This window comes from Sphingomonas sp. RB1R13, assembly GCF_036663775.1.
Classification (GTDB): Bacteria; Pseudomonadota; Alphaproteobacteria; order Sphingomonadales; family Sphingomonadaceae; genus Sphingomicrobium.
The window spans coordinates 275,415-288,212 of sequence record NZ_JAXOJM010000001.1; the positions used below are offsets into that span (position 1 = coordinate 275,415).

At 65.8% G+C, this 12,798-nt stretch carries 12 protein-coding genes; 6 read left to right on the plus strand and 6 right to left on the minus strand.

Features of this window, described 5'->3' with window-relative positions:
- Window positions 1-35 precede the first annotated feature (35 nt).
- The gene (locus U1700_RS01330; protein ID WP_332749475.1) at window positions 36-1,421 is read left to right on the plus strand and encodes a DUF2867 domain-containing protein; all 1,386 of its coding nucleotides are present in this window, start codon (window positions 36-38) and stop codon (window positions 1,419-1,421) included.
- A 43-nt stretch (window positions 1,422-1,464) separates the two neighbouring features.
- Here the strand turns inward: U1700_RS01330 and U1700_RS01335 are convergent, their stop codons facing one another.
- Together U1700_RS01335 and U1700_RS01340 are read right to left on the minus strand one after the other, a co-directional pair.
- Window positions 1,465-1,701, minus strand: a complete 237-nt coding sequence (locus U1700_RS01335) for a hypothetical protein (RefSeq protein ID WP_332749476.1) — start codon at window positions 1,699-1,701, stop codon at window positions 1,465-1,467.
- Between the two features lie 112 nt (window positions 1,702-1,813).
- On the minus strand, window positions 1,814-2,365 hold the full coding sequence (locus tag U1700_RS01340) for an FMN-dependent NADH-azoreductase (protein ID WP_332749478.1): 552 nt from the start codon (window positions 2,363-2,365) through the stop codon (window positions 1,814-1,816).
- A gap of 159 nt (window positions 2,366-2,524) precedes the next feature.
- Between U1700_RS01340 and U1700_RS01345 the strand changes: the two genes are divergently transcribed.
- The gene (locus tag U1700_RS01345) at window positions 2,525-2,917 is read left to right on the plus strand and encodes a winged helix-turn-helix transcriptional regulator (protein WP_332749480.1); all 393 of its coding nucleotides are present in this window, start codon (window positions 2,525-2,527) and stop codon (window positions 2,915-2,917) included.
- 43 nt (window positions 2,918-2,960) lie between these two features.
- On the opposite strand, the gene U1700_RS01350 is transcribed toward U1700_RS01345, so the two are convergent.
- Window positions 2,961-4,037, minus strand: coding sequence for an extracellular catalytic domain type 1 short-chain-length polyhydroxyalkanoate depolymerase (locus U1700_RS01350; RefSeq protein ID WP_332749482.1), 1,077 nt, complete (start codon window positions 4,035-4,037; stop codon window positions 2,961-2,963).
- 242 nt (window positions 4,038-4,279) lie between these two features.
- Between U1700_RS01350 and U1700_RS01355 the strand changes: the two genes are divergently transcribed.
- The 4 genes from U1700_RS01355 (at window position 4,280) to U1700_RS01370 (ending at window position 9,628) form a co-directional block, all read left to right on the plus strand.
- Entirely contained in the window at window positions 4,280-5,344 is a 1,065-nt protein-coding gene (locus U1700_RS01355; RefSeq protein ID WP_332749483.1) for an NAD(P)-dependent alcohol dehydrogenase, read from the plus strand.
- Window positions 5,341-7,266, plus strand: a complete 1,926-nt coding sequence (acs, locus tag U1700_RS01360) for an acetate--CoA ligase (protein WP_332749485.1) — start codon at window positions 5,341-5,343, stop codon at window positions 7,264-7,266. The genes U1700_RS01355 and acs overlap by 4 nt, the downstream gene beginning before the upstream one ends.
- A gap of 38 nt (window positions 7,267-7,304) precedes the next feature.
- The gene (locus U1700_RS01365; RefSeq protein WP_332749486.1) at window positions 7,305-7,802 is read left to right on the plus strand and encodes a DUF3833 family protein; all 498 of its coding nucleotides are present in this window, start codon (window positions 7,305-7,307) and stop codon (window positions 7,800-7,802) included.
- 173 nt (window positions 7,803-7,975) lie between these two features.
- A complete protein-coding gene (locus tag U1700_RS01370) occupies window positions 7,976-9,628 on the plus strand; it encodes an MFS transporter (protein ID WP_332749488.1) in 1,653 nt (550 codons plus the stop codon).
- On the opposite strand, the gene U1700_RS01375 is transcribed toward U1700_RS01370, so the two are convergent.
- Genes U1700_RS01375 through pgl form a run of 3 tightly spaced genes read right to left on the minus strand, consistent with a single transcriptional unit; the run spans window position 9,625 to window position 12,773 of the window.
- Window positions 9,625-10,665, minus strand: coding sequence for a YeiH family protein (locus tag U1700_RS01375; RefSeq protein WP_443025865.1), 1,041 nt, complete (start codon window positions 10,663-10,665; stop codon window positions 9,625-9,627). The genes U1700_RS01370 and U1700_RS01375 overlap by 4 nt on opposite strands.
- 19 nt (window positions 10,666-10,684) lie before the next feature.
- Complete coding sequence (locus U1700_RS01380) at window positions 10,685-12,055, minus strand: alpha-amylase family glycosyl hydrolase (protein ID WP_332749490.1); 1,371 nt, start codon at window positions 12,053-12,055, stop codon at window positions 10,685-10,687.
- Between the two features lie 16 nt (window positions 12,056-12,071).
- The gene (pgl, locus tag U1700_RS01385) at window positions 12,072-12,773 is read right to left on the minus strand and encodes a 6-phosphogluconolactonase (protein ID WP_332749492.1); all 702 of its coding nucleotides are present in this window, start codon (window positions 12,771-12,773) and stop codon (window positions 12,072-12,074) included.
- Window positions 12,774-12,798 lie beyond the last annotated feature (25 nt).

Below are 12,798 nucleotides of genomic sequence, written 5' to 3' on the forward strand. Positions count from 1 at the left end.
CTCATAAAAGGCGGGCGCTGAGAAGAACGTTCGCCATGCTCAATGCGCCTGTCTTAACCAAGGCCATTCGTACTTTCCCTTCGGTCCAGCTGTCGGGCGACGAGCGGCACCTTCCGATCGATGTGTCGCTGATTACCCAACTGGGACATGGGGCTGGCGATCATGTTTTCGCCAACGTGTCGTTTCGCCAGCGAAACCATGAGCGCTTTGTCGACGAGTTGAGCGAGCCGTCGGCAAAGATCGGCGCTCCGCACTTCGATCGTGGTGATGCCACCTCGCTCTATTCCTTTACCGTGGGACCTGAGGGCCACCCGTTTCATCGTCACGCCGGACACCGTATCTTCACGGCAATATCGGGCAGCGGCGGAGCACAGTTGCGCTTTTCCACGCTCGATGACGCCACGCTGGCAAAGGGAGCCGAGGCGTTCCTCAAGACGCTCCGATTTATCAACATTCCGCCCGATTGCCTGTTTACCGTGCGCTTCGGCGGAAATATCTGGCACCAGTTTGCGCCCATTATTCGCGGCAGCCGCCATCCAGTCATGTTTGCCTTGTCGTGCCACACCGATGAGCTTGGCGGCGATCTGAACGATGAACTGAAGGCCATGGTCCTGTCCGATGAGTCCGACATCCCGACGCTGACCGAATTGCTCGACGACGATATCGGACAATGGCTGGAACGGGACGATATCCTGCGCCAGATCCCGACCGTGTCGCTCTCGCTCGACGCACCACACGGGACGCTTCACCGCCTCGCCTGCAACCTGTTTCGTGGCAACATGGGCACGATGCGCCAGGGACTTGCCAAGCCCTTCGACAAGCTGGGCTTCATGTCCTTCCTGTCGATGGGTGAAGTCTCCCGGGGTGAAAAACTCCCGCCGGAGTCGCTGCTTCCCGCCCAGTTTCCGGGGCAATCGATCGACCATCAGGACATCAACAGCATCCGCGTCTCCGGTATCGACGGTTCCAAACACCGTGCCGGCGACTTACTCGAGGCCGTCCTTGAAGGCTTCCTGTTCAATCCGCCCGTGTTCGTCGGTCGGCTGATGGGCCTGCGCAACCTGCTGGTGATGCCGATGGGGCTCAGGCGATCGCCGCTCGGCTGTCCCGTTTCGTCATTGATCGGCCCTGCCACGGGAAATTTATTCCGTGGGCGCTATCCGGTTCTCGACCAGCAGATAAGCGACAGCGAGGCGCAAGTAGTGCTTGGCGCCGACGATCGCCACCTGTCGTTCCGCAGCGGCGTCAGCGTAACGGTCGTCGGCGATCATGAACTGCTCTTCTCCCTCGAGAACGCCGTTCATTGCACCAATCGGTTCGGCCATTTCTACATGGGTGCGATCCGCGCAGTTCACCGCCGGCTCATTGCCCCGGCGATGCTTCGTCATGCCGTCGGATGGGCATTGCGCGACCTGAGCTAATGGTCCCGGCGAAAAGGCGACGACCGGCCGATCCGCTCGAAACTCACCCGTGCGCGCGTTCGGCGTCGAGTTTGGCCATCAGCGTGTGGCTCGCGCGCGAATAGCCCCGCGCCAGCCCAAGGTGGCTTTCATGAACCCGGGGGTCGACCGCGCGGATCGCGGCGATGCTCTCCTGGTCGGCGCGCTTGAGCAGATATTCGACTTCGGAGAAATCCTCGCGCGCCGTCGCCGGCTCGGCTGCGGGCCACGCGTTGAGGTCGAACGGGGTGATGCTGATCATGGGACGCTCCGGTGGGATGACGAGCTCTGGATCGGCCTTCGATCCTGAATCCGAGGTGAAGGACGGGCGTCGCATTGAGGCTCGGGGAGAGAAATGCGACGCCCGCCCAAGGTCAGGCGGCGAGCGCCACGACCTCCTCAAGCCCGCTGGCGATGGCCGCCGCGCGCTGTTCGGGACCGACCGCGATGCCGTCGGCATGGACGAACTCGGGGGCCACGCCCAGGAACCCGAAGACCGTCGACAGATAGGTCTTCAAATGCTCGAAGCTTTCCGCCGGCGAGCCCGGACCATAGAAGCCACCGCGCGACAAAGCGACGATCACGCGCTTGTCGCCGACCAACCCGACCGGTCCCTCGGCGGTATATTGGAAGGTCTTGCCGGCCACCGCGATGCGGTCGATCCACGCCTTCAACTGGCTGGGAACGCTGAAATTATACATTGGCGCACCGATGACGATGGTGTCGGCGGCAAGGAATTCATCGATCACGCTGGTGTCGGCGAATTCGGGCAGGGTGAGGTGGGCAAGCGGCGCGGCGACAAGGTCGCGGACGACGAGCTTTTCGCCCGGATTGGCGGCGGTCAGCTGGGCGGTGATGGCGTTGGTGAGCGTGCGGCTGACGCTGTGCTCGCCGGTGATGCTGCTATCGAGACGGAGGATGGTCATGGTTTGATCCTTGGTATTGATTTGTAACCGAGGATGGCTAAATAACTACCCATGGACACGCATCAAGAACGCAAAAATTTGTTCGTAAGGAACACGCCTGTGCCTGCCTTCCAAAGTCGGCAGGAGGATGTGCCTGCCTTACAAAGTCGGCAGGAGGATGTGCCTGCCGTCTCCGCGCCCGCCGAGTCGGCACCCCTCGCCCACGCCGGCTGCCGCAACGTTGCCCCGGTACTCAACCGCGTCGGCGACAAGTGGAGCATGCTGATCGTGATGATCCTGTCCGACGGCCCGCGCCGCTTCAACGAACTCAAGCGGCTGGTCGACGGCATCTCCCAGCGCATGCTGACCCTGTCGCTGCGCGGGCTCGAGCGCGACGGGCTCGTCACGCGCAAGGTCACCCCGTCGATCCCGCCGCGAGTCGATTATGCCCTGAGCGAGCTTGGCCAGTCGCTGCGCGAACCCGTCAGCGCGCTTGGCGAATGGGCGATCGCCCACATCGCCTGCATCCGCACCGCCCAGGCCGCGTTCGACGCGCGGGGTGCTTCAGACTAGCGTCTTTTCGTTGGGAACTACTGTGCCGCTCTTTGCAACAAGATCAGCGCAGCAACCCGGCCGAGCGCAGCGCCTTGTCGATCGTCTCGGCGACGCCGGCCAGCCTGGGATGCGATGCGGGGCGATGGATGCGGCGGGCGAAGACCGGGGGTTCGGCGCGCACCGGCGTGGCCTTGGGGGCGGGCGCGACGATTGCGGCTTCACCCCAGGCGGCGACACTCGGCTGACCGATGATCCCCCAGAAGGATGCGATCCGACGGGTCGAGTTGATCCCTGCCTCGATCATGTGCGGGCCCGCCGCGCCATTGCCCTCATCACCAGTAGTACCGAGCGGCGTGCCATGGCCGAGCCCGCCAATGGTGTAGCGTTCGATGACCTCGCGCCCGGCGGCGTCGCGCCACACGTCGCGGCGATGGCCGTCGACGGTCTCGCTCGTGGCCACCAACGCGCCGTGAAGCCCGCGCCACTGCTCGACCACCGCCGCCCCATTGTCGGGGCTGACGGTCATGTCGGCGGTGCCGTGCCACACCGACAGCGTCGGCCACGGCCCGTCATGCGGGGAGGCGTCGGCGACCAGCGCGCCCAGCGCATCACCGTCAATCTCGCCCGCGCTGTTCATCCGGGTCAAGGCTTCGGGAACCGAATTGGCCACCGCGAACGGCAGCCCGGCGATCACCGCGCCCCCGGCAAAGACGTCGGGATAGGCGGCCAGCATGATAGAGGTCATCGCCCCGCCCGCCGACAGGCCGGTGACGAAGATGCGGCGCTGATCGATCCCGTGGGCATCGACCATCGCGGCAACCATTTGGCGGATCGATGCAGCCTCGCCCCGCCCGCGCCTGGCATCGCCAGGGCGGAACCAGTTGAAGCAGTTGCTGGGGTTGTTGCCCCGCTGCTGCTCCGGAAAAAGCAGCGCAAACCCCTGCTCGTCGGCCAGCGCCGACCAGCCACTGCCGCGATCATAGCTGGCCGCGTCCTGGGTACAGCCGTGGAGCACGACGACCAGCGGCGCCCCGCGCGGCAAGTCACGCGGGACATGGATGAAACCGCGCAAGTCGCCCGGATTGTCGCCAAGGTCGTTCAACGGATCGAGCCGGGCGGTGGCTGATTGCGTCGGCATGGCGCGTCGGGCCTTGCGAAAGGCGGCAGCGAGGGGTTGGTCGAAGCGGCGCATACTAATCTCCAGGGCGGAACAGCGCGGCGACGCACTATTTGCATAATTGCTGCAGTGCACAATAAATTGGCGTACTGCCTTGTTCCGACAAGGCGTTTGCGAAAAAGGCATGAGGATTATCACTAACGCCGGGCTGACAATCCGTGTGCCCGCACCTATTTAAGAGCCCAGGCATTCAGGAGATGATCATGGCGACGAGCGCACGCGGATGGGGCACCGAGGCAGCGGACCAGCCGCTCAAACCGATGACCTTCGAACGCCGAGCGCTTCGCGCCAATGACGTCGCGATCGACATTACCCACGCCGGCATCTGCCATTCGGACCTCCACCAGTGCCGCAACGACTGGCACAACAGCCGCTATCCGGTCGTCCCCGGGCACGAAATCGTCGGCACCGTTACCGCGGTCGGGCCCGAGGTCAGCAACCACAAGGTCGGCGACACCGTTGCGGTCGGCTGCATGGTCGACAGCTGCATGGAGTGCGACCAGTGCAAGGAAGGCTGGGAAGTCTTTTGCGAAAATGGCCAGGTCGGCACTTACAACGGCACCGACAAGCATGACGGATCGCTGACCAAGGGCGGCTATTCGGACCATATCGTCGTCCGCGACCATTTCTGCTGCAAGGTGCCCGACGGCATGGACGTCGCTCGCGTCGCGCCGCTGTTGTGCGCCGGGATCACGACCTATTCGCCCCTTCGCCAATATGGCGTCGGCGAGGGCAGCAAGGTTGCCGTCGTCGGGCTTGGCGGGCTTGGTCACATGGGGGTCAAGCTGGCCGCCGCGATGGGCGCGCACGTCACCATGATCACCACCACGCCGGCCAAGGGCGCCGACGCCCGCGAACTTGGCGCGCACGACGTCATCATCTCGACCGAACCCGCCCAGATGAAGGCAGCCAAGAACCGTTTCGACTTCATCCTCAACACTATCCCGGTTAAGCATGACATCACTCCCTACCTCCAGCTGCTGGGGCGGAGCGGGCGGATGGTGCTGGTCGGAATGATCGACATGATGCCCGAATTCCACAGCTTCAACCTGCTGTCGCACAACCGGGCGGTCGGCGGGTCGGCGATCGGGGGCATCCCCGAAACCCAGGAAATGCTCGATTTCTGCGCCGAGCATGAGGTCTATCCCGAGTGCGAGATGGTCAAGATGTCTGAGGTCAACGAAGCCTATGAGCGCCTGCTCAAGAACGACGTCCGCTATCGCTTCGTGATCGACATGGCCGAATTCAAAGCGTCGCAGGCGTCATGAGCCAGGCGGTCGTCGCAGTCCCCGAGGGCTTCGACGCCCGCATCGGCCCGGCTGAACTCGCCGCGCTCCACGCCGCGCACGCCGCCGACCCGGACGCCTTCTGGCTGGCGCTGGCGAAGCGGATCGACTGGATCGACGAGCCGACGGCCGCCGGCGACTGGTCGTTCGACGAAGCCGACTTCCGCATCAACTGGTTCGCCGACGGCAAGCTCAACCTGTCGGCCAACTGCCTCGACCGCCACCTGGCCGACAAGGGCGACAAGATCGCGCTGATCTTCGAGGCCGACGAGCCCGGCGAAGGGCGGCCCCTCACCTATCGCGAGCTCTACGAAGAGACTTGCCGCCTCGCCAACGCGCTCAAATCGCGCGGCGTGAAGCGCGGCGACCGGGTGATGATCTACCTGCCGATGATCCCCGAAGCCGCAGCGGCGATGCTCGCCTGCGCGCGGATCGGCGCCGTGCACTCGGTCGTGTTCGGTGGCTTCAGCCCCGAAAGCCTCGCCGGGCGGATCGCCGATTGCGGCGCCGTCGCGGTCATCACCGCCGACGAGGGCCGCCGCGGGGGCAAGTCGATCCCGCTCAAGGCCAATGTCGACACGGCGCTCCAAACAAGCCCGGTCGACACCGTCATCGTCATCGTCCGCACCGGCGCCGCTGTGCCGATGGTCGAGGGACGCGATCTCGACTGGTCGGCGCTTCGCGAGACTTTTGCCCCCCACTGTCCGCCCGAGCCGATGGCCGCGGAGGACCCGCTATTTATCCTCTACACCTCGGGATCGACCGGCAAGCCCAAGGGCGTCGTCCATTCGACCGGCGGCTATGCGGTGTGGGTGGCGGCGACGTTCGACTGGATCTTCGGGCCGCGCGAGGACGACATCTTCTGGTGCACCGCCGATGTCGGCTGGATCACCGGGCATAGCTACACCGTCTATGGCGCGCTGCTCAACGGCGTGACCAGCGTGATGTTCGACGGGGTTCCCAACTACCCCGATTTCGGCCGCTTGTGGGAAAGCTGCGACCGATTGGGCGTGACCATCCTCTACACCGCCCCGACCGCGATCCGCGCGCTGATGCGCGAAGGCGACGAGTGGGTGACGAAGCATAGCCGCGCCTCGCTGCGCCTGCTCGGCACAGTTGGCGAACCGATCAATCCCGAGGCATGGGACTGGTATTGGCGCGTCGTCGGCGACAAGCGCTGCCCCGTTACCGATACCTGGTGGCAGACCGAGACCGGCGGCATCCTCATCGCCAACTTCCCCGGCGCCATGGACATGAAGCCCGGCAGCGCGACCCGGCCCCTGCCCGGGGTCGAACCGCTGCTGGTCGATGCCGAGGGCCGCGAACTGGCCGGCGCAACCTCCGGCAACCTGTGCCTGCGCTCGTCGTGGCCCGGCCAGATGCGCGGCATATGGGGCGACGATGAACGCTTTTTCGCGACCTATTTCACCGCCTATCGCGGTCTCTACTTCACCGGCGATGGCTGCCGTCGTGACGAGGACGGCTATTATTGGATTACCGGCCGGGTCGACGACGTCATCAACGTCTCGGGCCACCGCATCGGCACCGCCGAAGTCGAAAGCGCGCTCGTCGCCCATCACCATGTCGCCGAGGCGGCGGTCGTCGCGGTGCCGCACGACATCAAGGGCCAGGCGATCCACGCCTTCGTCACCCTCAACGCCGGGGTCGATCCGCATCCCGACCTCCACAAGGAATTGAACGCCGGGGTGCGCCAGCACATCGGCGCGCTCGCCACGCCCGAACGGATCCAGTTCGCCCCGGCGCTGCCCAAGACCCGCTCGGGCAAGATCATGCGCCGCATCCTGCGCAAGATCGCCGAGGGGCAGTCGGACGGCTTCGGCGATACCTCCACGCTCGCCGATCCGGCGGTAGTCGACGCGCTGGTGAAGGTGCGGGACTCCTGACCGTGGGCCCATCACCCGCCCCCCGGCGTTTACCCCCCATGCGTTTATTTGCCCTGCTCCCCCTCGCCCTGTCGGCCTGCGCTCAAAGCGCGCCGCCGCCCCCGCCCGTCTCGACCGCGACACTCGACCCGATCGCCTATTTTACCGGCACGGCCGAGGGGCGTGCGACGCTCCACAAGATCATGGGCAAGCCCGAATCGATCCTGGTTCATTCGGCCGGGCGCAGCGACGGCAAGGGCGGAGTATTTCTCGACCAGCGGATCGAGGAACCCGGCAAACCCGCCCGCGTGCGCAGCTGGCACCTCGTTCCCGCCGGTCCGGGCCGCTTCACCGGGACGTTGACCGACGCCAATGGCCCGGTCGTGGCAAGGGTCGCCGGCCCCCGGCTCGACATCGCCTATCCGATGAAGGGCGGGCTCAAAGCGGCGCAAGTGCTGACCCTTCGCCCCGACGGCAAGACCCTCGACAATGAACTCACCGTCACCAAGTTCGGCCTCGAACTCGCCCGCGTCGACGAGGTCATCGTCAAGGGGTAGTTTTTGTTTGGCTGCGCTGAGTCGGCACCGGCCCGCACCCTCACCCGACCTCCCAATCAGTTTATGCTATGGGAGGCCGGGTGGGGGTGCGGGCCGGTGCCGTTCTTCGCAAACAGACTCTGGCGCTCCCCTGCCCACCCCCGCTATCGTCCCCACAAAACGGGGAGCAGTGAATGGCGGGCGAACAGCAGGGCAGGACAGCGCCGACGACGACAGGACTGGCGCGGGTCATCGCCGCCTCGTCGACCGGGACCGCGTTTGAATGGTATGACTTCTTCATCTTCGGCAGCCTTGCCCAGATCATCTCCAAGACCTTCTTCGCCGGGCTCGACGCGACTGCTTCGCTGATCGCCGCACTGGGGCTGTTTGCCGCCGGCTTCGCCTTCCGGCCACTGGGCGCGATCCTGTTCGGCAGCCTTGGCGACCGCATGGGGCGCAAGGGGGCGTTCCTCATCACCATCAGCCTGATGGGCGGGGCGACCTTCCTCATCGGCTGCCTGCCGACCTATGCCACCGCCGGGTGGATCGCGCCGGCCCTGCTGATCGTGCTGCGCATCTGCCAGGGCACTGCGCTCGGCGGCGAATATGGCGGCGCGGCGATTTACGTTGCCGAGCATGCCCCTGCCGATGGCCGCGGGCTGGCGACGAGCTGGATCCAGTCCTCCGCCGCCTTCGGGCTGATCGCCGCACTTGGCGTCATCTTGCTGACCCGCACCCTGCTCGGCGAGGAGGCGTTCGCCGCCTGGGGCTGGCGCGTGCCATTCCTGCTGTCGGCGGTGCTTCTAGCGATCTCGATCTGGCTCCGCACCAAGCTCGCCGAAAGCCCGGCCTTTACCGCGCTGAAAGAGGAGGGAAACCTCTCCAAAGCCCCGTTGCGCGAAGCCTTTGCCGAACGGGAAAGCCTCAAACAGGTCGGAATCGCCTTCTTCGCCTTCATGTGCGCACAGGGTGCGGTCTGGTACTCGACCTTCTTCTACATGCAGGTGTTCCTGGAAAAGATGGTCGGGCTGCCCGGGCGGACGGTTAACGAAGTCGTCATGGCGATGGTCCTGGTGTCGGCCCCGCTCTATATCCTGTTCGGCTGGCTGTCCGACAAATGGGGCCGAAAGCCAGTCATGCTGGCCGGAATGATCGTCGCGCTGGTGGCCTATTTCCCCGGCTATCACGCCATCGCCCGCGCCGCGAACCCAGCGTTGATCGCGGCGCAGGCGAACACCCCGGTGACCGTCATCACCCGTCCCCAAACCTGCTCGGTCCAGTTCGACCCCGCGGGCACCCGCCACTTCGCAACTGCTTGTGATATCGCGAAAAGTCTGTTGGCGGGATCAGGCATCAGCTACAGCGTGACCGTGTCCGAGCGTGACGCTTCGGCCATTTCGGTCGGGGGCAATCTGGTCCCCGTTCCCGACGGCTCGGGACTCGACGCCAAGGGGGTCAAGGCGCTCAAGGCCGCGACCGGGGAGAAGCTCAAGGCTGCGCTGACCGCCGCCGGCTATCCCGCCAGCGCCGACGTCGGACAAGTCGATTGGTTCACGCTGATGGCATGGCTGCTGCTCTTCACCGCCGCCGCCTGCGCACTCTACGGACCGATGGCCGCAGCGCTGGTCGAGATGTTCCCGACCCGGGTCCGCTACACCGCGATGAGCCTGCCCTATCATGTCGGCACCGGCTGGGTCGGCGGCTTCCTGCCGGTGACCAGCTTCGCCATCGTCGCGATCACCGGCAACCTCTACGCCGGGCTGTGGTACGCCTTCGCCTTCACCGCCATTTCGGTCGTGACCTGCTTGCTGCTCTACAAGGAAACCAGCGGCCAGCCGCTGACCTAGGCTACGACCCAGACTGCGGCGGCGAGCGAGGCGAGCAGCGCGACCATGCTCGCCGCCAGGATCACCAGCAGCGGCCTGGGCCCCGCCTCCATCAGCTTAGGCAGCGGCGAGCGGAGCGCGGTCGCGGTGACGGCGGCGGCAAGCAGCGCGCTGGCCGCGCGTTCGGCCCAGATGGCGACTGCGGGGGGAATGAGGCCGAGCGAATTGATCGCCGCCATGACGAAGAAGCCCGCGACGAACCATGGCAGGATCGGCCCGCCGCGACCGGCCTCGCCGCGCGGCAGGAACAAGGCGACGATGGCCAGCAAGGGGGCGAGCAGCGCGACCCGCGTGAGCTTGACGATCGCCGCAATCTCCCCCGCGCCCTGCGAGTAGCTGTAGCCCGCACCGAGCGACTGGGCGACATCGTGGATCGACGCGCCGAGCATGAAGCCGGCCTTGATATCGCTCAGCCCCAGCGCGTGGGCGAGCAACGGATAGAGGATCATCGCCGCCGCGCTCATCGCCGAAATGCCGACCAAGACGAGGGTCAGCTGCGCCTGGCTCGCGCGGCGTTCGCCCAGCGTGGTGGCGATGGCGAGCGCGGCGCTGGCCCCGCATATCGCGACCGCCCCCGCCGCAAGCGTGCCGAAACCGGGACTGAAGCCGAGCCTGCGTGCGGCGAGGATCCCGCCGCCCATGACCAGCGCGACGATGGCGACGATGCTGACCAGCGCCGCCGGGCCGAGGTCGGCGATCTGCCCGACGGTAATCCGCACCCCGACCAGCACGATCCCCCAGCGCAGCAGCGACCGCGCGGCAAAGGCGGTCCCCGGGGCAAGTCGGGTGTCGGCCGACAGGAAGTTCAACGACAGCCCGATCAGCAGCGCCATCAGCGTCAGCGGCGCGTGATAATGGTCCGACAGAAACCCCGCCGCCAGTGTACCCAGCACCACGATCAGCAGCCCGGGGACGACATCACGCCAGCGGGTCTGGGGATCAGGCTCGATATCGCCGTAAAGGTCGGCCGCCATCACCGGGCGACGGGTCTCGCTCATCAGATGGCGCCCGGACCGGTCAAATGCGGCGCGTGAACAGGCGGCTCGACCAGGGCGCCAGCGTCACCGACGTCCCCTTGTCGAACGCCTGCGCACCCCCACCCTCCTCCTGCCACCGCCCCGGATAGGGCACGGCGGCAAGGGTCGCGGTCAGTGGCGCGGCGGAGTAATTCTGGAGCACCATCACCGCGTCGCCATTCTTCGCGCGAACGAAGCTGAACAGCTTGGCCGGCTCCGAGTTCACGACCTGCACCATCCGCGCCCCCCACGGCGCGTTCCATAGCGCGGGGTGAGCGTCGCGAAACGCGATCAGGCGGCGATATTCCACGGCTTGCGGCGCGTCCTTCCACACGATCGGGTCGCGCTCGAAGAATTTCAGGCGGCGGTCGTTGGCGGCTTCCTGGCCATTATAGATCAGCGGAATGCCCTCGCCGGTGAACTGCAGAACGGTGGCGTTGGCGAGCGCCGGGCCGTAGCGCTCGAATTCGGTCCCCGACCAACTATTCTCGTCATGGTTCGACGTGAACAGCATCCGCTGCGCCCCGCTCGGCCAGGCGCCTTCATTCTCGCTATAATAGCCGAACAGCCCGGTGACATCGCCCTTGCCCTGCCCGATCGCCATCAGCGGCTTGGCCCACTCCCAGCCATAGCTGGCGTCGAAAGTCGACATATGAACGTCGCGCTGGCCCCATTCGGCGAGCATCCAGACCGGCTTTGTGGCGTTCGCATCGCGGCGGACCTTGGCCCAGAAATCGGGCGGGACATAGGCGGCGACATCGCAGCGAAACCCGTCGATCCCGACGTCGCGCACGAACATCAGCATCGCTTCTTCCATGTAGCGGCGAAGCCCCGGCTTGGAATAATCAAGGTCGACGATGTCCGACCAGTCCCACCACGGGGTCGGGCGCATCTTGCCCTGCCAGTCATGCTTGTACCAGTCGGGGTGCTGCGCGACGAGCGCATTGTCCCAGCTGGTGTGATTGCCGACCCAGTCGAGGATGACGTGCATCCCCTGCCCATGCGCGGCGGCGACGAACGCCTTCAAGTCGGCCATGGTGCCGAGCTCGGGGTTCACGGCGCGATAGTCACGGATGCTGTAGGGGCTGCCGAGCGTGCCCTTGCGGTTCTTCACCCCGATCGGCTGGACCGGCATCAGCCAAAGGATATCGACCCCGAGCGCCTTCAGCCGGGGCAGTTCGCCACGCGCCGCATTCAGCGTCCCCGCAGCCGTAAATTGCCGCGTGTTGATCTGATAGATGACCGCCTGCTTCGACCAGGCAGGGTGCGTGACCCCCTCGAAACTCGCCGGCGTATAGGGGTCACGCGCCGCCATCGCCGGGCTCGCGACCAGTGAGAGGGCAGCGGCAAGTCCAGCGATCAGGCGGTGCATCGTCAGTCTCCTTGGTTCAGGCACACCAGTGAATGTCGATCGGCTGGTCGCACTCGGCCAGCACTCGCCCGATTGGCAGTTTCGACGAATGACCATCCTCGATCGCCTGTTCCAGCAAATCGCGCTTCTTCTGGCCCTTGATGGTGATCAGGATCGTGCGCGCCTGGAGGATCGCGGCGCGGGTCAGCGTCACGCGCGCTACCGGCGCCTCGACCGGCAGCGGATCGGGCATCACCCCGACCATCCGCCGCGCCTTGGGCGCATCGAGCGCAGCCTCAAGGTCGGGCCCGGCGAAGATCGACGCAGTATGCCCGTCCTCGCCCATCCCCAGCCAGACCAGGTCGGGCGGCCACGGCAAATCAGCCAGGCGCGCGTCGGCCGAATTGCCAGCCAGCTTGTAATCGTCGATCGGGGCGGTGATCGGGAACACCCGCGCGCCCGTCGGCAGGAACGCCTTGGCGATGCCGCGGACATTCGACAGTTCATTGTCCATCGCCACCAGCCGGTCGTCGCCGGGGAAGATGGTGACTTTCTTCCAGTTCAGCTTGGCCTTGACCAGCTCGGCGAAGATCGGCTGCGGGGTCGATCCGCCGGGAAAGGCGAGCAAGGCCGAGCCGCGCGCGTCCAGCGCGCTTTCGATGATGAAGCCGATGTCCCCGGCGACCGCGGCCGCCATCTCGTCCACCGAGTCATAATCCCAGAATTCAGCCTCGATCATCCGTCTACTCCATCGCGTCGAACGC

Coding starts and splice junctions, on each gene's coding strand:
- U1700_RS01370 (WP_332749488.1), top strand. CDS start 7,976: ATGGCGGGCGAACAGCAGGGCAGGACAGCGCCGACGACGACAGGACTG.
- U1700_RS01335 (WP_332749476.1), bottom strand. CDS start 1,701: ATGATCAGCATCACCCCGTTCGACCTCAACGCGTGGCCCGCAGCCGAG.
- U1700_RS01365 (WP_332749486.1), top strand. CDS start 7,305: ATGCGTTTATTTGCCCTGCTCCCCCTCGCCCTGTCGGCCTGCGCTCAA.
- acs (WP_332749485.1), top strand. CDS start 5,341: ATGAGCCAGGCGGTCGTCGCAGTCCCCGAGGGCTTCGACGCCCGCATC.
- U1700_RS01375 (WP_443025865.1), bottom strand. CDS start 10,665: ATGAGCGAGACCCGTCGCCCGGTGATGGCGGCCGACCTTTACGGCGAT.
- U1700_RS01350 (WP_332749482.1), bottom strand. CDS start 4,037: ATGCCGACGCAATCAGCCACCGCCCGGCTCGATCCGTTGAACGACCTT.
- U1700_RS01330 (WP_332749475.1), top strand. CDS start 36: ATGCTCAATGCGCCTGTCTTAACCAAGGCCATTCGTACTTTCCCTTCG.
- pgl (WP_332749492.1), bottom strand. CDS start 12,773: ATGATCGAGGCTGAATTCTGGGATTATGACTCGGTGGACGAGATGGCG.
- U1700_RS01355 (WP_332749483.1), top strand. CDS start 4,280: ATGGCGACGAGCGCACGCGGATGGGGCACCGAGGCAGCGGACCAGCCG.
- U1700_RS01380 (WP_332749490.1), bottom strand. CDS start 12,055: ATGCACCGCCTGATCGCTGGACTTGCCGCTGCCCTCTCACTGGTCGCG.
- U1700_RS01340 (WP_332749478.1), bottom strand. CDS start 2,365: ATGACCATCCTCCGTCTCGATAGCAGCATCACCGGCGAGCACAGCGTC.